25 protein-coding genes are annotated in these 22163 nt (G+C 58.5%); 11 read left to right on the top strand and 14 right to left on the bottom strand.

Features of this window, described 5'->3' with window-relative positions:
* Positions 1-60: 60 nt before the first annotated feature.
* A complete protein-coding gene (locus EV281_RS27940) occupies positions 61-834 on the bottom strand; it encodes a siderophore-interacting protein (protein ID WP_132657836.1) in 774 nt (257 codons plus the stop codon).
* A 320-nt stretch (positions 835-1154) separates the two neighbouring features.
* On the opposite strand from EV281_RS27940, the gene EV281_RS27935 reads away from it, so the two are divergent.
* Positions 1155-1418, top strand: a complete 264-nt coding sequence (locus EV281_RS27935) for a DUF982 domain-containing protein (protein WP_132657771.1) — start codon at positions 1155-1157, stop codon at positions 1416-1418.
* Between the two features lie 97 nt (positions 1419-1515).
* Positions 1516-2433, top strand: a complete 918-nt coding sequence (locus EV281_RS27930) for a lytic transglycosylase domain-containing protein (protein ID WP_245508383.1) — start codon at positions 1516-1518, stop codon at positions 2431-2433.
* Between the two features lie 415 nt (positions 2434-2848).
* Here the strand turns inward: EV281_RS27930 and EV281_RS27925 are convergent, their stop codons facing one another.
* On the bottom strand, positions 2849-2995 hold the full coding sequence (locus EV281_RS27925; RefSeq protein WP_132657769.1) for a DUF1127 domain-containing protein: 147 nt from the start codon (positions 2993-2995) through the stop codon (positions 2849-2851).
* 421 nt (positions 2996-3416) lie between these two features.
* Here EV281_RS27925 and EV281_RS31310 point away from each other — a divergent pair, with 421 nt between their 5' ends.
* Positions 3417-3560: a hypothetical protein gene (locus tag EV281_RS31310; RefSeq protein WP_165911974.1), complete on the top strand. Its 144-nt coding sequence runs from the start codon at positions 3417-3419 to the stop codon at positions 3558-3560.
* A 79-nt stretch (positions 3561-3639) separates the two neighbouring features.
* Entirely contained in the window at positions 3640-4569 is a 930-nt protein-coding gene (locus EV281_RS27920) for a TIGR03571 family LLM class oxidoreductase (RefSeq protein ID WP_132657768.1), read from the top strand.
* Between the two features lie 4 nt (positions 4570-4573).
* Here EV281_RS27920 and EV281_RS27915 read toward each other — a convergent pair whose 3' ends face one another.
* Positions 4574-5353, bottom strand: coding sequence for a DUF1194 domain-containing protein (locus tag EV281_RS27915; protein WP_132657832.1), 780 nt, complete (start codon positions 5351-5353; stop codon positions 4574-4576).
* Between EV281_RS27915 and EV281_RS32085 the strand changes: the two genes are divergently transcribed.
* Positions 5235-5831 (top strand): DUF6074 family protein, encoded by a 597-nt coding sequence (locus EV281_RS32085; RefSeq protein ID WP_312862222.1) that lies wholly within the window; start codon positions 5235-5237, stop codon positions 5829-5831. The two genes, EV281_RS27915 and EV281_RS32085, sit on opposite strands and share 119 nt — an antisense overlap.
* Before the next feature lie 13 nt (positions 5832-5844).
* Here EV281_RS32085 and EV281_RS27905 read toward each other — a convergent pair whose 3' ends face one another.
* The 3 genes from EV281_RS27905 to EV281_RS27895 all read right to left on the bottom strand — a co-directional run bounded on the left by EV281_RS27905 (position 5845) and on the right by EV281_RS27895 (position 7200).
* Positions 5845-6147: a hypothetical protein gene (locus EV281_RS27905; RefSeq protein WP_132657764.1), complete on the bottom strand. Its 303-nt coding sequence runs from the start codon at positions 6145-6147 to the stop codon at positions 5845-5847.
* Positions 6148-6212: 65 nt separating this feature from the next.
* Complete coding sequence (locus EV281_RS27900; protein WP_132657762.1) at positions 6213-6434, bottom strand: hypothetical protein; 222 nt, start codon at positions 6432-6434, stop codon at positions 6213-6215.
* Positions 6435-6480: 46 nt separating this feature from the next.
* Entirely contained in the window at positions 6481-7200 is a 720-nt protein-coding gene (locus EV281_RS27895; RefSeq protein WP_132657761.1) for a Crp/Fnr family transcriptional regulator, read from the bottom strand.
* Positions 7201-7319: 119 nt separating this feature from the next.
* On the opposite strand from EV281_RS27895, the gene EV281_RS27890 reads away from it, so the two are divergent.
* Positions 7320-7553 carry a hypothetical protein gene (locus EV281_RS27890; protein WP_132657831.1) on the top strand — a complete coding sequence of 78 codons (234 nt, stop codon included), beginning with the start codon at positions 7320-7322 and terminating at the stop codon, positions 7551-7553.
* Between the two features lie 273 nt (positions 7554-7826).
* Positions 7827-9488, top strand: a complete 1662-nt coding sequence (locus EV281_RS27885; protein ID WP_132657759.1) for an alpha-amylase family protein — start codon at positions 7827-7829, stop codon at positions 9486-9488.
* A gap of 71 nt (positions 9489-9559) precedes the next feature.
* Here the strand turns inward: EV281_RS27885 and EV281_RS27880 are convergent, their stop codons facing one another.
* Both EV281_RS27880 and EV281_RS27875 read right to left on the bottom strand, forming a co-directional pair.
* Entirely contained in the window at positions 9560-10906 is a 1347-nt protein-coding gene (locus EV281_RS27880) for a sorbosone dehydrogenase family protein (protein WP_132657757.1), read from the bottom strand.
* Positions 10903-11349, bottom strand: a complete 447-nt coding sequence (locus EV281_RS27875; RefSeq protein WP_132657755.1) for a DUF2231 domain-containing protein — start codon at positions 11347-11349, stop codon at positions 10903-10905. The genes EV281_RS27880 and EV281_RS27875 overlap by 4 nt, the downstream gene beginning before the upstream one ends.
* A gap of 64 nt (positions 11350-11413) precedes the next feature.
* On the opposite strand from EV281_RS27875, the gene EV281_RS27870 reads away from it, so the two are divergent.
* The 3 genes from EV281_RS27870 to EV281_RS27860 all read left to right on the top strand — a co-directional run bounded on the left by EV281_RS27870 (position 11414) and on the right by EV281_RS27860 (position 14586).
* Positions 11414-12685: an HlyD family secretion protein gene (locus tag EV281_RS27870; RefSeq protein ID WP_245508382.1), complete on the top strand. Its 1272-nt coding sequence runs from the start codon at positions 11414-11416 to the stop codon at positions 12683-12685.
* Positions 12678-14288 carry a DHA2 family efflux MFS transporter permease subunit gene (locus EV281_RS27865; protein WP_245508381.1) on the top strand — a complete coding sequence of 537 codons (1611 nt, stop codon included), beginning with the start codon at positions 12678-12680 and terminating at the stop codon, positions 14286-14288. The genes EV281_RS27870 and EV281_RS27865 overlap by 8 nt, the downstream gene beginning before the upstream one ends.
* A 106-nt stretch (positions 14289-14394) precedes the next feature.
* Complete coding sequence (locus EV281_RS27860) at positions 14395-14586, top strand: hypothetical protein (protein WP_132657753.1); 192 nt, start codon at positions 14395-14397, stop codon at positions 14584-14586.
* 48 nt (positions 14587-14634) lie between these two features.
* Here the strand turns inward: EV281_RS27860 and EV281_RS27855 are convergent, their stop codons facing one another.
* From EV281_RS27855 to EV281_RS27830, 6 genes are all read right to left on the bottom strand, one after another.
* Positions 14635-15705 carry an ABC transporter ATP-binding protein gene (locus EV281_RS27855; protein WP_132657751.1) on the bottom strand — a complete coding sequence of 357 codons (1071 nt, stop codon included), beginning with the start codon at positions 15703-15705 and terminating at the stop codon, positions 14635-14637.
* On the bottom strand, positions 15702-16529 hold the full coding sequence (locus EV281_RS27850) for a carbohydrate ABC transporter permease (RefSeq protein ID WP_132657750.1): 828 nt from the start codon (positions 16527-16529) through the stop codon (positions 15702-15704). The genes EV281_RS27855 and EV281_RS27850 overlap by 4 nt, the downstream gene beginning before the upstream one ends.
* Complete coding sequence (locus EV281_RS27845; RefSeq protein ID WP_132657748.1) at positions 16526-17428, bottom strand: sugar ABC transporter permease; 903 nt, start codon at positions 17426-17428, stop codon at positions 16526-16528. Before EV281_RS27845 ends, EV281_RS27850 begins: the two co-directional genes overlap by 4 nt.
* Before the next feature lie 104 nt (positions 17429-17532).
* Positions 17533-18765 (bottom strand): sugar ABC transporter substrate-binding protein, encoded by a 1233-nt coding sequence (locus EV281_RS27840; RefSeq protein WP_132657746.1) that lies wholly within the window; start codon positions 18763-18765, stop codon positions 17533-17535.
* A 65-nt stretch (positions 18766-18830) separates the two neighbouring features.
* Positions 18831-19733, bottom strand: a complete 903-nt coding sequence (locus EV281_RS27835; RefSeq protein WP_132657745.1) for a sugar phosphate isomerase/epimerase — start codon at positions 19731-19733, stop codon at positions 18831-18833.
* 11 nt (positions 19734-19744) lie between these two features.
* The gene (locus EV281_RS27830; RefSeq protein ID WP_132657743.1) at positions 19745-20779 is read right to left on the bottom strand and encodes a Gfo/Idh/MocA family oxidoreductase; all 1035 of its coding nucleotides are present in this window, start codon (positions 20777-20779) and stop codon (positions 19745-19747) included.
* Positions 20780-21069: 290 nt separating this feature from the next.
* On the opposite strand from EV281_RS27830, the gene EV281_RS27825 reads away from it, so the two are divergent.
* Positions 21070-22110, top strand: coding sequence for a substrate-binding domain-containing protein (locus EV281_RS27825; protein WP_132657741.1), 1041 nt, complete (start codon positions 21070-21072; stop codon positions 22108-22110).
* The last annotated feature ends 53 nt before the right edge of the window (positions 22111-22163 follow it).

The following is a 22163-nucleotide window of genomic DNA, read 5'->3' as shown; positions in this document are numbered from 1 at the left end:
CCGGCCGATTGGCGGGAGCGATCTGGAAGGATGTATTGAAAGCCTCAGCCATATCTCGGGTTATTCAAACTTTTCGGTCGTATCCGCCTTACCCTTGACCCAGTAACCTGATGCCTTGATCCAGCTCAGCGGATAGTTACGCTCCTCGACGAGATAGGCACGAATTGCCCGTACCACTGATGCCTCGGCTGCGACCCAGACGAATGTCTGAGCGATGATATCGATCCCCGCCAAAGCAGCAATGAGCGGCTCGGCATTCGTCGTATCAGATAAAGGACGATAGACCCAGCGCGTCTCGAGGGTCGCAGCAGTCTCGAAAGATTGCTCTTCATTGTGGTCGGCGATGGCGGCTATCGCAGTGATGATCGTATTCGCCGAGCTCTCTTCAATGCGCCGGCCGATGGCGGGGAGTGCCGTCTCATCGCCGATCAGAAGCCATCTCTTCACGCCGCCGGAGACCACTGCCGAACCGCGCGGCCCGCCGATTTCGAGCGGCGTACCGGGCCGGGCATCGATCGCCCATTGCGTCACCGGCCCGGCCTCATGCAAGGCGAAGTCGATGGTCAGGCTGCGGGCTGCATTGTCGAAGCGGCGTGGAGTGTAGTCGCGACGCTCTTCCGCACCATCGACGCCGGGCACAATGACCTTGATATGGTCGTCCGGTGCTAGGCTGGTGAAGTCGGCCAGACCGTCGCCTTTCAGCACGATCCGTCGCATGCCGGGCGTAATATCGCTGATGCTTTCAACCGTGAGCGAGCGGCGGCGCAACTCATGGCGGATCCGTTCGACGGTGGGCGCGGGGAGTTGCTGGTTCGTGGATTGCTGGTTATCCATCATGTCCTTCCGGGGCTTCGGGAAACGATCCGCAGGACACAGTCGCGCAGATCGAAGCCGCAAAGCCGTTCGATCATACGCGTTGAGTGACGTTAACGCTTACGTGGCCGGGGCACATCCAGGCCAATGATAGTCTTTCTCTAGTGAAGACGAGGGCAATGCGCAACAAAAAACATGAGTTAGCGCCTCCATTTTAATGCTGCCGGGAACGGAAAATCGACCCGCAACCGTGCAGTTGTCCCCGATACACGAACTTCACAGCCAATCGGTATGGTTCTTGCAACGTTACTAATATCCATGCGTTGGGGAGACCAAGTGTAATGGAATGGAACACATACGAACGCATCCCCCCTCTGGTACTGATGCTGGGTGGCCGGGAAAAATACAGGGTCGTCAGGACACTGAGAGACATCGCCGAAGTCTTGATAACGGACTGGCCGTCTGAGGACGGCGAGGAATATGTCATGGCCGTCAAGGCTTGCGTCGATGCGATCACAGGGCAGATCGACCTCAGCGAGTTGCAAGATGCCATTCGCCGTGCCGCTGCCGAAGCCGGAATAGCGATCCTGACGGTTGTGCATTGAACTCCGTCGATCGCGGATAAACCCGCGGTCGCAATGGAACTTGCCGTCTCGATTGAAAACCGCCACGATATCACGGGGCAGGTTTGGCGATGATGAGATGCGGCTAGGCTTAATGGCGGTGCTGGTTTCTGCTGCATGGGCTGCAATGGCGCCTGCCGCCGGCGCCGCCGAGCCGTCGCCGCCCGAAGGGGCCTGTCTTTATCGGGGTGACGGTGGCGATGGACAAACAGTCTGCATTCGAAAAGATTATTTCAATGCGGATCTCTGTGCGGCCATGGATCATTTCGCAGCGGCCCATAACATTCCCGCGACCTTCTTCGCCCGCCTGATCTGGCGCGAAAGTCTGTTCCGCCCGGAAGCGGTGAGCCCGAAGGGTGCGGAAGGCATTGCGCAGTTCATGCCGGGTACCGCTCGTTTGAGAGCGTTGGAAAACAGCTTCGATGTCGTTCAGGCGCTGAAGGCCTCTTCCAGTTATCTCGACGAACTCAGGCTTCGCTTCGGCAATCTCGGACTTGCTGCCGCTGCCTATAATGCCGGGGAGTCCGGTCTCAACCGTTTTCTCTCCTCTGGCCGCCTGCCGATCGAGACCCGCGATTATGTTTTCGCAATTACCGGCCGGACCGTGGAAACCTGGCGGGATAGCCCTCCGGAGACCGCCGCTCCCGACCTGCGGGACGGCATGCCGTTCCGGGAGGCATGCGTGGCGCTCGCCGAGACGCGGCAGATGAACGAGCCCGTTCTGACCGGATCGGCGGACTGGGCGCCATGGGGCGTACAGCTTGCCGCCCACTACAATCCGTCCGTCGCAGACAGGCTCTTCACGATATCGGTGGCAAAGCTTCCGGACCCGCTGAACGCGGAGCGCGCGGTGATCGTACGGCAGAGAGGTGGAAATTTCGGATACCGGCCGCGCTACGCAGCGAGAATCGGCCGGGAGACACGCGCAGAGGCGACCAAGCTCTGCGGCACCATACGCGCTGCCGGTGTCGCTTGCACAGTCTTTAGAAATCTCTGATCGTGAGATCGGGCCCGGCTCGACCTATCTGACTGGTAAGGGAACGCCACCGGAGCCATAAGAGACCATTCAGATCCGGATGGCCGAGGCGATGACGGTTAATTTTTGCAAAAAATAAGGCGCCTGCCGAGGGAGGAAATCCGGCAGACGCCTTCTTATGACGCGTGGCGGCGGGAGGAGGATGCCGCCACATTGACGCTGGCTCGGGAGGAGGTAAGCCGCGTCTCGGACGAAGCGACGAGGGAGGAGTTTCATCGCTTCGTTAAAACAACATGTAGGCTGAGCCTTGCCATTCTTCTAGGCACATATTTGCAGGGCTGCCATGCACTATGCGTCAGACGAATGGCTCGACAAACGAAAAACGCGCCCGACTTTGAAAGGTCGAGCGCGTTTTTTGGTTCACGTGGATGCCGTCTTAGCGGCCGATAGCGGCGCGTGCAACTTCGCGGATATCACCACGTGCAATACCGAGGTCGTTAAGCTCGCGGCTCGACATACGGCCAAGTTCATTAACGGTTTGACGGTACTTACGCCAGTTGTTGAAAGTGCGTGCGATGCTCATTTTAGTCCCCTTTCCGTGGGTCTAGCGACCAGCTGCCAGTCAGCGGCGCTTCGTTCGCTTTGATGACCAATATATAATATGAGGCTGCGAGAATGAGTAGCGTCCAGACTACAGCTCACCTATGCACCCAGCGCATAACGAAGGCAGATGGCCGCCCCCCAATTCGGAGCCAGCCCCTATCTATGAGTATAGTTGAAGCAAGACCGCCCGAACCCCAAATTAACTCTAGAATTTTCAATGCGGTTAGGGACATCCGATGTCTAGTTCAGTCTGCGAAACCTACCCTGGAATATGCAAGAAATCCCGCGTCGCCTATCCTCGCCCTACCCGTCTCTTTCATCCTGCAAACGACAACAGCCCCACAGCCGCGCGACCACATGTCGTTCTCCCCGCGGCATCTCTGACATCTGTCGGCAATCCCATGTCGCTCATCGAAGCTGGATCGATAATCTCGATGCTGGGGCTGCTCATTTTTGCGGCCCGCGAGGAGATCGTGGCAGCTGCCCCCGCGCTTGCTTTTGCTCTCGACCAGTTTTTGGCAAGCGCGCCGGTCGCCCTCTGGTAGCACCAGCGACAGCATTTTCCGCTATTGCAAACCTCGCGCAGATCACCCACGTGCAGTCAGGCAACGCGGGAAACGGTTGATGCTCTTCCAAGATTCACAGCTGACGATCGGTATCATTCTTCCCTTGCAGGCGCGGCGACGGCGGGACATCGATTTCGGCCTTCAGATGGAGCTTGTCCGTCGCGCCGATGAGCTTGGTTTTGCGGCCATCTGGGTCCGAGATGTCCCTTTGAACAGTTCGGCCTATCCCGATCCCATCGGCCACTCCGATCCCTGGGTTCTGCTTGGTGCGCTCGCAGCGTCTACACGATCGATCACTTTGGCGACCGGCTCGATCGTCCTGCCGCTGCGCCATCCCCTGCATATCGCCAAGGCGGCTCTTTCGATCGACGTGCTCTCGTCGGGCAGGTTCGTTCTTGGGCTCGGCTCCGGCGATCGCCCATCTGAATTTTCAGCATTTGGCCGCCATGTCGAGGACCGCCGAGAATTGTTTCGAAAGAATTGGGCGGCCCTCAGTGACGCTCTCGACGGTCGCGTTGGCTCGCAGACAGACGAGGACCAATTTGAGATCCGTCCACGCAGTGGCCGCCACGTTCCATTGATCGCAGTCGGCTCATCCTCGCAGTCGCTCGAATGGATCGCCAGAAACGCCGAAGCCTGGATGACCTATCACCGTCCGCTTGTCGCACAGAAGGACCGGATCGCGCTGTGGCATCGGGCCGTGCAGCGCACAACCAGCGAATTCCGCGGAATGGGTCAAGCCATGGCGCTCGAACTCATCGATACACCCGTCGATCGTCTCGATGACATCGATCTCGGGTATCGGACGGGGCCGAATGGATTGCTTGCCGCTCTTGTGACCCTTCGCCAGCTTGGTGTGCATCACGTCGCGTTCAATCTTGCTGTCGAAGACGACAAAGCGCTCTCCGACCTTGAAATCATCGCGAAAGAGGTTCTGCCTCGGCTGGAACAGACAGCGCCTCTGACCGCAAGTTCGAAATCGGGATAGGTGTTCAGCGGTCGAAGAGGTTCTGCCACAGCTTCTCACCGACAAGGCAGTCCGTTGTCGGCTGATTGGCTGCGATTTTGCGGACCTGCGCTGGGGGTTCAAGGCCGCTGATTTCCCAAACCAACTTCCGGCGAACGGCGACGGCGAAATCCTCGATCTTGTGAACCGGCAATACAAAGGAGCCGGGGCCGCCGATGACGCAATCGGCATAGTATTTATCAAGCCCCTCCGGCACCTCGGATGGCCGCAGCATGATCGCAAGGCCGTTGATGACGGCTCCCGTCCCCAGGGCCGTATCGCGGGCAGGCGTGACGGGATCGCCGGAATTATTGGGGCCGTCGCCGGAAACGTCGATCACTTCGCGATTGCTCCTATAGGGGCTGATTGCCAGCATCGAAACACCTTGAACGATCGCCGCCGATATGGACGTGCGGCGCTGCGTGGCGATCGGCCTCGCTTCCAGTTTGTCAGCGAACTCCAACGCATCCTTCTGCGTCTCGATCACCTGCCAGTCGATGACGGAACCTGGGACGACATAGCCTGCCCACTCGAAATAGCTGATGGCGATCCGGCCGGTAAGGCCACCTTTGACGGCATCCAGGAACTCCTTGTGCCTGAGCGCCTCGACATAGCCCTCGCGCTGTATGCGAACCTCTTCATAGTCCATGGAGCGGGAGGTATCGACGGCCAGCACCAGTTCGACATCGACCTCGTTCTGGCTTGATTGCGCGATCGTGGCGGCAGCACCGGACAGGCTCGCGAGCATCGCAAGTGTTGTCAGCATCATCAGTGTCCCATCACTGCGTTACGGTGAGAACTTTAACATAGCTTGCCGCAGTCGCGATGGATGCCAGAGCGTCCATTGTCAACTTTCGGTGATGGACAATCCAGCAGTGCCGACCGTCCGCCGCGACGGGGCACGACACCATAGTTATTCGAGGCTGGCCTTCACCACTTGTGAAGAACTCATCGCCACTCTGCGGAATACTTGGCGATTCGCCCAAAATCACGGAGAAAGCATGACGCTACTGCAGTTTCCAGCCGACCGACGCACTGCCGATATCAGGCGCTGCAGCGAGGCACTACAGACCCTTCACGGAGAGGCCGCAAACCGCTTCTGGAGGTCAGAAATGGCCAGTTTTGCGGCTAACCTGAAAGCCCAAGGCTGCAGCGAGCACGAAATCTCGCAGCAGGCAGCTTTGTTCATGCATGCCGTGCAGATGGAACTTCAGGCCGCTTACGCCACCGCCGCCGAGCAATAACGCCTTCACTGCGCTATTTGGGAAACCTGTTGTAGAAGGATTGCGGGTCATAAACGCACTCGTAATCGAGCACACACATTTCCCCGTTGGCGGCACGTATTCTGGCCACGTCATATTTGTCACCTAAACGGCATCGTGCCGGCGGAGACCGGAAGCTCCGCCCACCGAGCCCCATGCGAACAAAGACGGCCTTTTTCTGCTGGATAATCTGCGCCAGCTCACGGCAAGAATGCTCGCGGGCGTTAACCTCCACGGCCTCGACGGCAAAGGCTGCCGTGGGAAGCAGAACAGCGGCCGCTAAAACCAAACTTCTCATAAGATCTCCCGATGCGAGCGAGACGGCCAAACCAGATCGGTCTATCCACATTGAAGGCATGCGCTTCAGATCTTGCCACGCGTCGCAAAAACCAGAGTTTTAAGTCGTTCTTCGTCGTGGACGCCCTGGCGGTAGAGCTCGATTATGATCGCAGCCGAATGGCCGACCTCGCCATCGTCATCGGCAAGCCTGAATTCGGCCTTCACAGCATCCAACACTTTCTGGCATGCGGCGAGATCATCCGATGTCAACGCTTCGTCGCGAGGCCTGATGTAACGCGTGATCATGATGCATTCCCATGTTGGACACCATACGTCGTCAACAACGACATTTCTAGCGCGCTTCGATTGACAGCGACAGATATCCGGCGTCAAAGCCGGCAATCTTCTGCAGCTTGTCCCAGTCCACAATGGTAATCACTCTCCCCTCCCAGGTGAACGCCTTCTCCTTCCGAAGCGATTGCAGCGTCTTGTTCAGATGAACCAGGGAAACACCGAGGACATCCGCCATGGCATTCTGCGTCAATGGCAGCTGAAAGCTTGGCCCATTCGTTCTGCGCACCGTACGAAGCCGTACGTAAAGCTCACAAATGAGATGGGCGAGATGCGCCTTCTTTGAACGGCGCCCCATGGCAACAATCCATTCACGATGTACCGCCCCGTCGACCAGTGTATCGAGCCACAGCAGGCGCGTCAGATGCGGATTGGTGTCGGTTATCGCCTTCAATTCCTGGTGATCCACCGAGGCAATACGACAGTTTGATACCGCCAGAATGCCGTGGTCCACCACTTTCAGCGGAAAGGCATGCAGATCAACGAAGTCGCCGGCAACCTGCAGCGCGGTGATCTGCCGGGTGCCGTCCTCCAGGACCTTATATCGGGCGGCAAATCCGTCGAGCAGCAGGGTAGAATGAGTGGGCCGGCTTCCTTCGGAGACAAGGTCTTCTCCAGCACCCACGAATCTTTCACGGCCGACGATTGAGCGCAGGAGCTCGATCTCCGCTGTGGAAAGCACGTCGTGACTTTCGAGATTGAGGAGAAGCGGCTCGATCAAGAATGGCTCTCCCCGTTCAAACTGGAAGCTGAAAAACGATGACTTCCCAACAAGCTAGGTGAATGGAACAATTTGGACGGCCGGCACTTCATGATGAAATATTTCAATGGGGTGAGCAAATGGCCAGATACTTCTTTGACCTTCACAATGGCGACGGCCTGATCCGGGACAATGAAGGAATGGAACTTGCATCACGAGTCGAGGTGCTCAGGGAAATCGCACGAATCCTAGTGGATATCGCGCGCGATGAGCTGCCAGCCGGAGAGAGGGCGATCATATCGCTGACAGTCCGGTCCGAAGAGCGGCCGATTTCTATCGCAAGCCTGGCTTTCTCGAATGAGTGGCTGGATTGATTCCGCCCCAAAAGAAGCCGCCTAACTTGTAAATAGCTGATCGATCTTGCCAAATTCACGCTCCCCTGACATCGCATGCATTGATGATGCATGCGGCGGGACCATAGCGGGCAGTCTATTCGCCAGCATTTAAATTTGACACAACCGGCCGTCACCCCTCGAGATGTCCGAAGCCGGTTCGTAGCCGGTGAGCTTGGCCAGCAACCGGCATTTACGCGGCGCCGGGAACAATCTTTTGACGCCGACCTTTCGCTCCGAAGCAGGGAGAAGGCGATGATAAACGACCTCTGGTACAAGAATGCCGTAATCTACTGTCTGTCGGTAGAAACGTTCATGGACGCAAATGGCGATGGCATTGGTGATTTTCAGGGACTCATGCGTCGCCTCGACTATCTTGCAGGTCTCGGTATCACTGCAGTTTGGCTAATGCCGTTCCAGGCGTCTCCCGGAAAAGATGACGGCTACGACATCTCCGACTATTACAATGTCGATCCGCGCTACGGCACGCTCGGTGACTTCGTCGAATTCACGCACGGCGCCAACCAGCGCGGCATCCGCGTATTGATCGACCTTGTGGTCAACCACACGTCCGATCAGCATCCGTGGTTTCAGGAGGCGCGACGAAATCCGGCATCCCGCTATCGCGACTGGTATGTCTGGTCCGAGCAAAAGCCTGAGAATGCCGATCAAGGCATGGTGTTTCCGGGAGTGCAGAAATCCACCTGGACCTACGATGAGGCCGCAAAGGCCTATTACTTCCACCGCTTCTACGATTGCCAGCCGGATCTCAACACCGCCAACCCGCATGTCCAGGCCGAAATCCTGAAGATCATGGGATTCTGGATCCAGCTCGGCGTCTCCGGCTTCAGAATGGACGCCGTCCCCTTCATCATTGCCAAGAAGGGAGCGGCTGTGAAGAAGCCGGCGGAGCAATTCGACATGCTGAGAACCTTCCGCGAATTCCTGCAGTGGCGGCAGGGCGATTCCATCATCCTGGCCGAGGCCAATGTCCTGCCGGAAACTGATCTCGATTATTTCGGCGAAGATGGCGACCGTATGCAGATGATGTTCAATTTCCAGGTCAATCAGGCGCTTTTTTATGCGCTGGCAACCGCAGACACCGGTCCGCTCGTCAAAGCCATGGAAAAGACGCGCGCCCGGCCGCAAACGGCGCAATGGGGTCTGTTCCTGCGGAACCACGATGAGCTCGATCTTGGGCGACTGAGCGAAAAACAGCGCCAGGCGGTGTTCGCCGCCTTTGGACCGGACAAATCCATGCAGCTTTACGACCGCGGCATCCGGCGCCGGCTGGCGCCGATGCTCAAGGACAGCGCCCCGCACATTCGTATGGCCTACAGTCTGATGTTTTCGCTGCCGGGAACGCCCGTTCTTCGCTACGGCGACGAGATCGCTATGGGCGATGACTTGTCGCTGCCTGAGCGCAATTGCGCCCGCACGCCGATGCAATGGTCAAGAGAGCCCAATGCGGGCTTCACCAAACACGATAAACCTGTCCTGCCGGTCATTACGAAAGGCCCTTACGGATACCAGCACGTGAACGTTGCGGCGCAACGGCGCGATCCGCAGTCAATGCTGAACTGGACAGAGCGCCTGATCCGCATGCGCAAGGAGGCGCCGGAGATCGGCTGGGGTGACTTTACCTGCCTCGATGCCGGCGACCCGGGCGTGCTCGCCATCCGGTACGATTGGCGAAACAATGCCGTGCTGATCGTCCACAATCTCCATTCGAAGCCCGTGGAAGTTGAAATCGATCCTGATGTCGGCGAACAAGGGCACTTGTTGATCGACATCGCCGATGGCGACAACAGCGAAGCCGACGATCGCGGCAAACATTGCCTGCTCCTGGAGCCCTATGCCTATAGGTGGTTCAGGATCGGGGGACTGGATTATCTGCTGCGGCGAACCGAGATCTGAGGGCTGGCAGGCAGATCGCCCACCTCCACACGGCAAGGCCGGCGTCAAGAGGAACGGTCGGCACGCGCGGCCTACTTCGCGGCGGTCACGCGCCAAACCGTGTTGCCGACATCGTCGGCGATCAACAGGCCGCCGGCCTTGTCGACTGCCAGACCGACCGGCCTGCCATGCGTCTGGTCGTCCCCTTGTAGAAAGCCTGTGACGATGTCCTGCGGTTTCCCGCTCGGCTTGCCATTCTGGAATGGTACGAAAACGACCTTGTAGCCATTGAATTCATAGCGGTTCCAGCTGCCATGTTCGCCGACGAACGCGCCGCCCTTATATTGCGCTGGCAGATTGTCGGCGGTGTAGAAGACCATGCCAAGCGGCGCCACATGCGAACTCAGGGAGTAATCGGGGACGATGGCCTTCGCCACGAGATCTGGCCTCTGCGGCATGACGCGTGGATCGATATTCTGACCGAAATAGCTATATGGCCAACCATAAAAGCCGCTATCTTTGACTGAGGTCATATAGTCAGGAACGAGATTCGGACCAAGTTCGTCGCGTTCATTGACGACCGTCCAGAGCGCATGTGTCTGTGGCTCCCAACTGAGGCCATTGGGATTACGCAGGCCGTTGGCAAAAATCCTGAAGCTGCCGGTCTGCCGGTCGACTTCTAGGATAGCGGCCCGGTTCTTTTCCGCCTCAATGCCGTTTTCCGTGATGTTGCTGTTTGAGCCGACGCCGGCATAGAGCTTGTTGCCGTCTTCGCTGGCGACGAGGCTCTTCGTCCAATGATGGTCGATCGGCCCGCCGGGGAGTTCGGTCAGCACGGTGCCGGGCTCGGTTATCTTCGTCTCGCCCTCCTGATAGGGATAGTGCCTGATGGCATCGGTATCGGCGACATAGAGTTCATTGCCGACAAGTGCCACGCCGAAGGGCGAATTGAGATGGTCGAGGAAGGTCTCCTTGACTTCGGCGATCCCATCGCCATCGGCATCGCGCAGCAGGGTAATGCGGTTGCTTCCCTCGTTGCTGGAGCCACCGCCCGAGGTCGCCATGGATTCTATCCAGCCCATGATCAGATCCTTGGGCCGCTTGATCGACGCGGCAGGCGGCGCAATGGATTCGACCGCCAGCACATCGCCGTTTGGCAGGACATAGACCGAGCGCGGATGTTTCAGCCCCGTCGCCAGCGCCTTGATCTGCAACCCATCGGCGACTTTCGGCGTTTCGCCCTCCTTCCATCCGATCACCGAGGCGACGTGCATCGGCGGTACGAGATATTGGGCCTGTTCCGGCAGTTTGGGATTGGGGCCGATTTCGCTCGCCGGGTCGGGCTCATTGTCGCTGCAGCCAGCGAGAAGCGCGCCGCTGCTGCAGAGCAGGATCAGCGCCAACGCATTGCAACGGAATAAAGCAAGGGAGCGGCTCATTGTTCGAGACCTCCTGTGCGCTGGCGCAAAATGGCCCAGCCGAAGCAAGCATTGATCACGATCAGTACGGCTGCAACGATCGAGAGGGTCAGCCCCGTCGGCACGACCGAGGTCCATGCGTCGCGGCTGTGTATGAAGGCGTTGAAGAGCGACGCTACAAAGGCGGCGATGTTGCCGATGATATAGAGCCAGCCCAAACCGCCCAGGAGAAGTCGCCCGCTGAAGATGTCGATGAGGACGGCAATCGCCGCCAGAGCGCCGAGCAGCAATCCGAAGGTGAGAAGCCAGGAGGAAAAGTTCGTCCACATCATTTCGGCTGTCCGCCAGTAGGCAATGTCGGTCAGAAGCGCGCCAACAAGGCAGGCGGCGGAAAAATGGAGCGGAACCGAACGCAGAGGTGGCGCTACGATTGCAACGTAAGAGCGCGTGGTCGTGTAGGTCATGGTGTAATCCGTAAAGCTTTGCCGGGCGCTTGCCTAACCACTACCACTGGAAATTGTTCCGGGTATGCGAATTGAAAAAGCGGCCGTCCCCGGGGCTTGCGGCATTTTGACCGGAACCGAAGCCGATGATCCGGCGTTGGTCTCCGGTTTCAAGATGAAAGTTTTTGCCGTGCCCCAAAACCAGCGCGCCGCCGCCAGGCAACAGCAACCTTCCGCTCCCGCAACAGACGAAGCCCCGGTCAAAGAGGCAGAAAACACTGCCGAGAAGGACCAGGAGAAGGAAAAGCGACCCTCTGTCATCAGGCGTCATCCGATCGCCGCTCTTCTCATTGTTCTTGCGCTGATTGCCCTTGCTGCCGCCGGCTACCTGGTCTGGCTTATCTATTTCCATCCCTATGAAACGACGGATGATGCGTTCGTCGATGCGCGCAGCTTCTCCGTCGCGGCCAAGATCTCGGGTTACGTGTCGGAGATTCCCGTCTCCGATAACCAGCATGTCGATGCCGGAACGGTGATCGCCAAGATCGACCCGCGCGACTACCAGATCGCGCTCGATCAGGCGCGTAGCCAGATAGACGTCGCAAAGGCTGCCATTTCGAGCGCCGAAGCTCAGATCGCCGCTGCAGCGGCGGCAATCGACGAGGCCAAGGCGCAGCTGGCATCGGCAGAGGCCGCCCTTCAATATGCCAAGGACGAGAACAACAGGCAGCAGCAACTGGTCAAAAGCGGTGCGGGCTCCGAGCAGGCAGCCCAGCAGGCAATGTCTACCTTGCGGCAGAACGAGGCGAGCACCGCTCAGGCCCAGGCAAGCGTTACCTCAGCCATCAAGAACAAGGCGGCTGCCGAAGCGCAGAGGGCAAGTGCTGTCGCCAGCCTGCATCAGGCGGAAGCCCAGGTCGAAACTGCAGAGCAGAATCTCAGCTATACGACGATCACGGCCGCACAGCCCGGCCGTGTCGTGAAGCTCAGCGGCTCGAAAGGCCAGTATGTTCAGGCGGGGCAGGCCGTCTCGATGTTCGTGCCAGATGAGATCTGGGTGACGGCCAATTTCAAGGAAACCCAGTTGACGGATATGCGGCCGGGTCAGCCCGTCGATGTGACGATCGACGCATATCCGGATCACGTCCTTCGCGGCCGTGTGGATTCTGTCCAGCCCGGTTCGGGCACGGCCTTCTCGCTTCTTCCCGCGGAAAACGCGACCGGCAATTTTGTGAAGGTAACCCAACGCGTGCCGGTCAAGATCGTTATCGACAGTTGGCCGAAGGATGTGGCGATCGGTCCCGGCATGTCTGTGGTTCCGACGGTAACCGTGCGGCCGAGGAACCGAGATGAGTGATGCCACGACAGCCGATGGCATGCCGGCATCAGGTGCGCGCGTCGCCAATCCGTGGCTGATTGCCCTGGTCGTCTCACTTGCAACCTTCATGGAAGTTTTGGATACGACGATTGCCAATGTGGCGTTGCGCTATATCTCCGGCGGTCTTGCCGTCAGCGCCGACGAGGCTTCATGGGTCGTCACGACCTATCTCGTCTCCAATGCCATCATTCTCGTCGCCAGCAGCTTCATTGCCAAGCGTTACGGTAGACGGCGCTTCTACCTTTTGTGCCTTGCCACCTTCACCATTGCCTCCATCTGCTGCGGCCTTGCCTGGAACCTCGAATCCCTGCTGATTTTCCGCATGATACAGGGCTTTGCAGGCGGCGGGATGGTACCGATCTCCCAGTCGATCCTCGCCGATTCCTTTCCGCCATCGAAGCGCAGCCAGGCTTTTGCCCTGTTCGGCGTCGCCGTTGTCGTCGCCCCCGTAGTCGGCCCGACGCTCGGCGGCTACCTCTCTGACAATTTCTCCTGGCACTGGTGCTTCCTGATCAACGGACCGGTCGGCCTCTTCGCTTTCATCCTCGTCTACGTCCTGGTGAACGAGCCGGATTCACTGCGTCAGGAGCGGGCGAGGATGCGCCGGCAAGGCGTGCGTTTCGATATTGTCGGCTTCCTGATGGTTGCCACCTTTCTCGGGGCGCTCGAATTGGTTCTTGATCGTGGCCAGACGGAAGACTGGTTCGGCTCGAACTTCATCATAGCCGCGACGGCGATCTGCGTTGCAGCTTTTCTTCTCGCGATTCCCTGGCTGATGAACGCGGCCAATCCTATCGTCGACGTCCGCCTGCTGGCAAGCCGGCAATTCGGCTCCTGTTTCATCGTCATGCTGGCGACGGGCGCGATCCTAATCGCCACGACCCAATTCATTCCATTGGTTCTGCAACAGAATTTCGGCTACACGGCGACCTGGGCCGGCCTTGCGCTGTCGCCTGGCGGCCTCGTCACGATGTTCATGATGTTCGTGGCCGGACGGATCTCCAATAAGTTCCAGCCGAAATACCTGATCGCCATCGGCACAGCGATCATTGCTGCCGCCATGTACGACATGACGCGCCTCAATGGCGACTTGAACTTCGGCTTCTTCGTCTGGTCGCGCATCTATCTCGGCCTCGGCCTGCCGCTGATCTTCATCCCGATGACCGCAGCCTCCTACGATGGCCTGAGGCCCGACCAGACGGACCAGGCGTCGGCCCTCATCAATGCGGCGCGCAATACGGGTGGTTCGATCGGCGTTGCGATTGCCTCAAACGTGCTTGCCCATCGCGAACAGTGGCATCAGAACCGATTGATTGAACATGTCATTCCCTCCGACCCTGCCTACAATTATGCGCTGCAGGGAGCGACGCAGTATTTTGCCGACAAGGGGGCAGGAACGGTGGACGTGCAATCGCAGGCTATGGGCTGGATAGGACAGCAGGTGCAGATCCAGGCGAGTTATCTTGCCTATATCGACGTTTTCCACACGCTCATGTGGCTGTCGCTCGCGGTCCTGCCGCTGGCCTTCATCCTGCGCAAGATCAATCTTGACGAAGGGTCAGGTGGCCCGGCTGGACATTAATCCGACCTCTCGCTCCGCGCGTTTTACCATCCCCCAATCTGGGGGTTCATTCGAATCGCCGCATATACTATGATTGAAATGTGATATTCACACGAGACAGGTACTGATGACCCCAGAAATGTCTGGCTTTGAGTGCACGCGCGGCAATAGCGCATCGGGCAAACTCAAGCTCTCAAGCAAACTCCCCTATTTCCTCGTTGCGGGTCTTGCAGTGGCGGTGTGGGCAAACTCAAGCGAACAGCCGCATGAGACCGAACTGGCAGCGCAGCAAGCCGCGCCGCCTTCGCTTGCACGATAAAACGATCGCAAGTAGACCCTGCCAGGATTGGTCTGGCAGGAGTCGGATTTAAATTCTTACACCGCTCGTCTCATCGAAAAGATGCACCTGCGCCGGATCTACCGTTACGCCGATTGTCTGGCCCGGTTGAGCCGTTCCTCTACCCGTTTCGACAATCGTCAGTTCCGGCGTCGTCGCGGCGGTGATGAAGGTCGAGGAACCCGTGGATTCGACCACTGCAACCGGTACATCAAAGCTCCCCTGCCCCTGAGTGGTGATATCGATATGCTCCGGCCTGATACCTGCGGTAACCTTGCGGCCGGGCTGAACCTGATGGTCGATGGCAATCCGCTGCCTGACCGCGCCGAGATCGAGCGTCAGGCTCTTGCCATCCTCATCTGCAATCGCGGGAATGAAGTTCATCGCGGGCGAGCCAATGAAGCCGGCGACGAACTTATTGGCGGGCTTGTCGTAAAGGTCGAGCGGCCGGCCCTGCTGCTCAATGATGCCTTCGCGCATGACGACGACGTGATCGGCCATCGTCATGGCCTCGATCTGGTCATGCGTGACATAGACAGAGGTCGCATGCAGGCGATCGTGCAGGGCCCGGATTTCCTTGCGCATATGGACACGCAACGCCGCATCGAGATTCGACAATGGCTCATCGAACAGGAAGGCTTTCGGATGGCGGATGATGGCACGGCTCATGGCGACACGCTGGCGTTGGCCTCCCGATAGTTCACGCGGATAGCGCTTCAGGAGATGCGAGAGACCGGTGGTGGCCGCGACCTCTTCGGCAGCCTTCTTCGCTTCGGCCTTAGCGACACCACGCATGCGCAGGCTGTAGGTGAGATTTTCCTCGACTGTCATATGCGGGTAGAGCGCGTAGGACTGAAACACCATGGCAACGTCGCGCTTGCGCGGCGGAACGCCATTCATCAATTCGCCGGCAATTTTCAGGCTGCCGTCGGAAATCGTTTCCAGGCCGGCCAGTGAACGCAGCAGGGTAGACTTTCCGCAACCGGAAGGGCCGACCAGCGCAACGAACGTGCCTTTGGCGATGGAAAGATCGATATTCTTTAGCGCGTGGAAAGCGCCGTAATATTTGTTGACGCCGGCAAGCTCGATCTGAGCGGTCATTTGAGGGCTCCTGAGGTGAGGCCGGATACGATGCGGCGCTGCAAAAGAACGAAGATGGCGAGGATCGGCGTCACATACATCGTCGCGTAGGCCATGATGTTGTTCCACTCGTTGGTGTTCGGACCCATGAAGGAATTGAGCCCGACGCTTGCCGGCTGAAGCTCGGCCGCCTGAATCATCGACTTGGAATAGACGAACTCGCCAAACGCCTGCATGAAGATGAGAATAGCACTGACCAGAATGCCGTTACGGGCAAGCGGCAGCACGATGTTAAAGAAGGCGCCGACACGCGAGTTGCCGTCGACAAGGGCCGCCTCTTCCAGTTCCATCGGGACCGCCATGAAGGTGGCGCGAACCAGCACCACGAAGAAAGGCATGCTCTTTGCGGCAATGGCGATGATGACGGCGAGCCGCGGATAGTTCAGCATCCCGATCTGCGAGAATCCGACGAAGATCGGCGTAATCATCAGCGAGGCAGGCAGAACCTGCAGCATGAGGATGAGAAAGAGGCCGATATCCACCCAGATATTGCGGTAGCGCGCCAGCACATAGGCACAGCCGACGCCGAGTGCAGTGATGATGACCACCGCGCCGATCGCGATCACCAGCGAATTCCAAAGATAACGCCCCATGTCCCGGCTTTCCCAGACGTAGGCATAAGTACCCCACTGCGGAGAGGCGGGCCAAAAGCTCGGCGGAGTGGCAAACATCTCCGAGCCGCTTTTCAGCGCGGTAATATACATCCAGTAGAGCGGGAACAGGTAGATCGCCGCCATGATGATGGCGATCACGAGCATCAGGCGATTGCGTGCAGTCTCGCTCATCCGCGCACCTCGTGGCGGGTCGAGCGCACGTAAACCACAGAGGCGACCATCACGAAGACGATCATGATGACGGAAATGGTCGCGCCCTTGGCGAAGTCATATTGGCGGAAAGACAAATCCCAGGCCCAGTATTGCGTGACGTTGGAGGAGTTGTTCGGCCCGCCGGACGTGATGGCGGCAAAGAGGTCGAACTGCTGCAGCGTGAAGATCAGGCCGAGCGCGATGATGGCGCCAATGGTGGAGCGCATCATCGGCAGGGTTATCGTCCAGAACCGCTGCCAGGCCGTGGCACCATCAAGTTCGGCTGCCTCATAGAGATCGCCGGGAATGCCGGAGAGGCCAACGGACAGCAGGATCATGTTGAAAGAGGTGCCGAGCCAGATATTGGCGATGATGACGGCGTAGAGCGAATAGTGCGGATCCGAGCGCCAGAAGATATTGCCGGAGATGATGCCGCTTTCCTTCAGGATGAAGTTCAGCACCCCGAAATCGCCCGAGAGGATCCAGTTCCAGATCGCGCCGACGACGAGGCCGGGCATGACCCAGGAGACGAGGAAGAGACCACGCAGCCAGGAAGCACCGGGGAAATTGACCCAGAAGAACAGAGCCAGGCCGAAACCGATCAGGAACTGTCCGGCAATGGAGCCGACGACGAATATCGCCGTATTGTAAAGGATCGGCAGCGTCTCCGGCTGCGCGAAAAGATCCACGTAATTCTTGAAGCCCACCCAGGGGCGCGAGAAGGTGCCGAGGCTGAACATGTCAACCTCCTGAAAGCTCATCACCACATTGTAGATGAGCGGCAGGCCTGCCATCAGGAACAAAAAACCGAGCGGAAAGGCGACAAGCACGATATCGAAACCGCGGCCATCCCTGATGCTGGAAAAGGTCCTTCTCATGGGTCCTCCAATGCTCCGAACGGGGCTGCCTTGGCCGATGCCTGAGCAGCCCCTGCCGGGAGGAAAAGGGAGATGGCCATCAGGCCATCCGGTGACGCGGAAGATCAGCCAAGAACTGCCTTGATCTTGTCGGCAGCCTGATCAAGCGCATCCTTCGGGCTCATTTGGCCGGTCAGCGCGGCCTGAATGGCGTCTTGGATAGCCTTGGAGATCTTCGGCCACTGCGGATGCGGGCCGCGCGGTTTGGCGTATTTCAGCTGCTCGAGGAAGACCTTCAGCGCAGCATCCTTCAGCGGTTGGCCGGTTTCCGGGATCGAGATGTCGGAGCGGGCCGGAAGCTGGCCGAAGTTCTTGAACATCTTGTCGTCCTGCGAGGCGAAATATTCGAGCGCCTTGAAGGCTTCGGCCGGGTGCTTGCTGGTCGAGAAGATCGCCCAGTTGAAGTCGCCCATTGCCGAAGAGCGCTCTGCACCCTCCTTCGGAACCGGCAGCAGCGTGACGCCCCAGTCGAACTTGGCTTCCTGCACCATGCGGTCCAGCTCCCAAGGGCCGGAAATTGCCATGGCGGCGTTGCCGGAATTGAAGGTACCAGTCGAATCCCACTGACCACGCGTCAGCGTATCGGGCGAGGCGAGTTTCTCGTCCATGATCGTCTTCCAGATTTCGAGCGCCTTGACCGCACCGTCGGCATTGATGTGCTCGTAGCTGCCGCCGCCCATTTGCGCCCAGGGCAGGAACTGGAAGGTGCCTTCCTCATTGGCCTTGGCCGAAAAGGCAAGGCCATAGACGTTCTTGGCCGGATCGGTGAGCTTGCGGGCATCCTCGACGAGTTCGTCCCAGGTCTGCGGCGGCTTGTTCGGATCGAGCCCCTTCGCCTTGAACATGTCCTTGTTGTAGTAGAGCGCGATTGTGTTCGTCGCCTTCGGCACGCCGAAATACTTGCCGTCCCATTCGACCGATTTCAACGGTCCGGGGAAGTAGTTTTCGGGTTTGATGACCTTCGAGTTCTTGATCATATCGGTGAGATCAAGAAAGGCGCCGCGCGATGAAAACAGCGCATGTTCGGGATTGTCGACAGCGATGATATCGGGCGCCTGGCCGGTGGCATAGGCGCGCATCGCTTCGGTAACGACGTCATCGAACTGGATCAGGCGATATTCGATGGTGATGCCATTGTGCTGGTCGTTGAATTCCTTGACCAGGTTCGGAGCCGGCTGGGTGTCCTTGTCCAGCGACCAGAGCGTCAGCTTGACGTCTTCCGCCTTGGCCGACAAGCCGAAGAGCGAGACGCCTGCGAGCGCCAGCGCGCCCAGAATTACCGATTTGCGGATAGCCATAGTTCTCCTCCTTTGTGGTTATCCATTAAATGGCCGGCGATTTCCTCCACGCCGACCATATTCGCTCATACCGGATCGACGACGAAATCGCCGCCCCGAGCATGTTTGAGGTGGTTCAGCGCGTAGACCTGCCCGGTCATTTCGAGGGCGTCACGATAGACCGGGTCATGCCAGCCTTCGATGTCGATGGAACCGGACCAACCCGCAAGCCGGAGTTCGGAGATGATGTCGGTCCAGTTGCTGTCGCCGAAACCCGGCGTGCGCATGAAGACGAACTTCTCTTTGCCGAAAATGCCATGTTCCTTGATGACATCCCAACGGATGGTCGCATCCTTGCCGTGGACGTGGAATATCTTACTCGCCCATTTGCGGATCTGCGGCAGCGGCTCGATCAGATAGACCATCTGATGGCACGGCTCCCATTCCAGGCCGATATTGTCGTCGGGCGTCTCGTTGAAGATCAGCTCCCAGGCATCGGGATTGTGAGCAATGTTCCAGTCGCCGGTCGCCCAGTTGCCATCCATGGCGCAATTTTCGAAGGCGATTTTGATGCCCTTGTCGGCGGCGCGCTTGGCGAGCTCGCTCCAGATCTGTTTGTAACGCGGCAGGCTGTCAGTCAGCGGCTTGTTGCGGATGCGGCCGGTGAAGCCTGCGACGCAGGTGGCGCCAAAGTGATGCGCGTTGTCGATGCAATCCTTCCAGCCTTGCAATGTCTGCAGGTCCATCTCGGTCTCCTCGAGCGGATTGCCGAACATGCCGAGCGTTGAAATGGTGATGTCCCGGTCGCCGATCGCGTCCACGCTGCGCTTGCCGAGTTCGGCAAGATCCTGGCCGTTGGTCGTCTGCCAGAAGAAGGGCTCGAAACTCTCGAAACCCATATCGGCGATCTGGGCGATGCGTTTGTCAGCGCCGCCCTTCGAGGCGCTGACCATGGTTCCGATACGAATGGCTTTGGCGGGATTGCTCACATCATCTATCCTTATGCTGAAATTTCAACGCGACGCCCGGTCCTGGCGCTTTCGATCGCGCCGAAGACCATGGCGAGGCTTCTGATATTGTCGGAGCTGACCGTCTCCGGCCGCGTGCCGGTACGTATCGCTTCAATGAAACTCGCGATCACGCTGGCATGCCCATGCGTGTCCTCTTCGCGCTCAGGCGCGGGAACCTCAACGGGTGAAAAACCACGAAGCAGGCCCGGCTCATTGCCGGAAACCGCTGCTTTGAAGCCATCGGCGCCGTCCCAGGTCAGCATTCCCTTCGAGCCGACGATACGCCACTGGCTTTCCCAACTCGTGCGCTCACCTTCGGCACACCAGGAGCCGCGATAGGTGAAGACGACATCGTCCGAGAATTCGAAAGTGGCATTGGCCGAGGCGCCATGCCGATACCAAGAGCCCTTGGGGTTACGCTCGACGCAGTAGACGGCGAGCGGCTTTTTGCCAGCCACATAGCGGGCAGCGTCGAAAGTATGGATCGCCATGTCGAGAAGCAGGACATTGTCCATCTCTTCGCGGAAGCCGCCAAAATGGGGAGCAATGAAGAAATCACAATGTATGCCGGTCAGTTCACCGATCGCCCCGCTTTCGACGAAACGGCGCAGGCGTCGGACGCCGGAGATGAAGCGGCGGTTCTGAATGATCGCATGGATTTTGCCAGTTTCGGCGGCGAGATCGATTAGCGCCGCCCCTTCTGCAAGCGAAGTCGCCATCGGTTTTTCAGAGAGCACATGGCAGCCGGCCTTCATGGCCGTCGAGACGATATTGAAACGAGCGGTCGGAATAACGACGTCGAAAACGATGTCTGCTTTGGTTTCAGCGATGACGGTGGCGAGATCAGTGCCGACCCGAGCCGCGCTCAAACCGAATTCCTCGGCGAGCGTTTCGGCAGCTGCCGGATTGACGTCGACCAGGCCGACGATCTCGATCGTCTCGGCAAGATCAGGCGTTTCCTTGATAGCACGCAGCCAACCTTTAGACATAGCTCCGCACCCGCACAGAACGGCATTCAATTTCACGATTTCCTCCAAGGGTGCGTCTCAGTTTCCTCCCGAAACGCCTTCCGTAAACGTTTACGATCCTAAGCGGAAACGTTTACTGCTGTCAATGGCTGGCTGTTTTAGTCAGCTGTTGCGAAAAATCGCAATGACGACGGGCGGTTAGGCCGAAACCTTCGGCGATGCAGCAACAAAAATTTTTGAATCTCGCGTAAAATGGCATCTCCGCTTCACGCCAGATGCTTTCCGTAAACGTTTTCCCATGGCAATAAGATGGGATGATCCGCATTCCTGAAGAAAGATCGCCTCAGATGAAAGGTATTCGTCAGCTCGCAAAACATCTCGATATATCGATCGGGACGGTCTCGCGCGCGCTGAATGGTAAGGCGGATGTCAACGAAGAGACGCGCAAGCGCGTGCTAGCGGCCGCCGAAGAATTCGGCTACGTCGCCAACCAATCCGGTCGCAGTCTTCGGCAAGGGACGACCAATGTTATCGGCCTGATGATCGAAACCAGCAAGGAAACAGTCGAAAACAGTGACAACTTCTTTCTCGGCGTGACGGGTGGGCTGCAGAGCGTGCTCTCCCGCCACAATCTCGATCTCGTCATGCTCCCCTGCCCAAGCGACGAAGACCCCTACGAATACCTCAAGCGCATGGTGGCACGACGCGTCGTCGATGCAATGATCATCTCCGCCACACAACGGATCGACAAGCGCATCGATCTGCTCGTCAAGGCCAAGATCCCCTTCGTGACACTCGGCCGCAGCTCTTCCGGCGGCAACAACTACACCTGGATCGATCTGGACTTCGAAGGCGTCGCGACCTGCGCCGTCGACCGCCTCGTCGCCAAAGGGCATCGCCGCATCGCGATCGCGGCGCCGTCGAGCGAAATCAATCTCGGCTATGTCTTCGTGGATGCCTATCGAAAGGCTCTGGAAAAGCACGGGATCAAATATGATCCGGAGCTGGTGATCCGCGTGAAATCCAGCGAACAGGGTGGCTATCAAGCCGGCGATGAACTGCTGTCGATCGACGACAGGCCGACCGCCATCATCCTGATCTACGAACTCATGGCGATCGGCCTCTACCGCCGCCTGGTCGAAGCCGGTATCGTGCCAGGCCGCGACCTTGCCGTCATCGGCTTCCGAGAAGAACCGCGTGCAAAATTCCTGCAGCCGACGCTCACCTGCTTCCGCATGTCTCTACGCGACCTCGGGGCCGAACTCGCCGAAACCTTGCTTGCAAGCATGCCTGCTTATTCGGAGATCTACCGTAACGGCGTACGCAACCGGATTTGGCCACTAGAGCTTGCCCCCGGCGAGAGCGATGCTTTCAGTCTGAGAGGCTAACCCATACTCACCATCAAATAGACATGCCGCCTTCCGGCGGCATGTCCCAGACT

It is taken from the genome of Rhizobium sp. BK418, from assembly GCF_004341105.1.
Lineage (GTDB): Bacteria > Pseudomonadota > Alphaproteobacteria > Rhizobiales > Rhizobiaceae > Rhizobium.
Note: the sequence above shows the minus strand (reverse complement) of the source record. Positions and strands in the feature narration are given on the sequence as shown.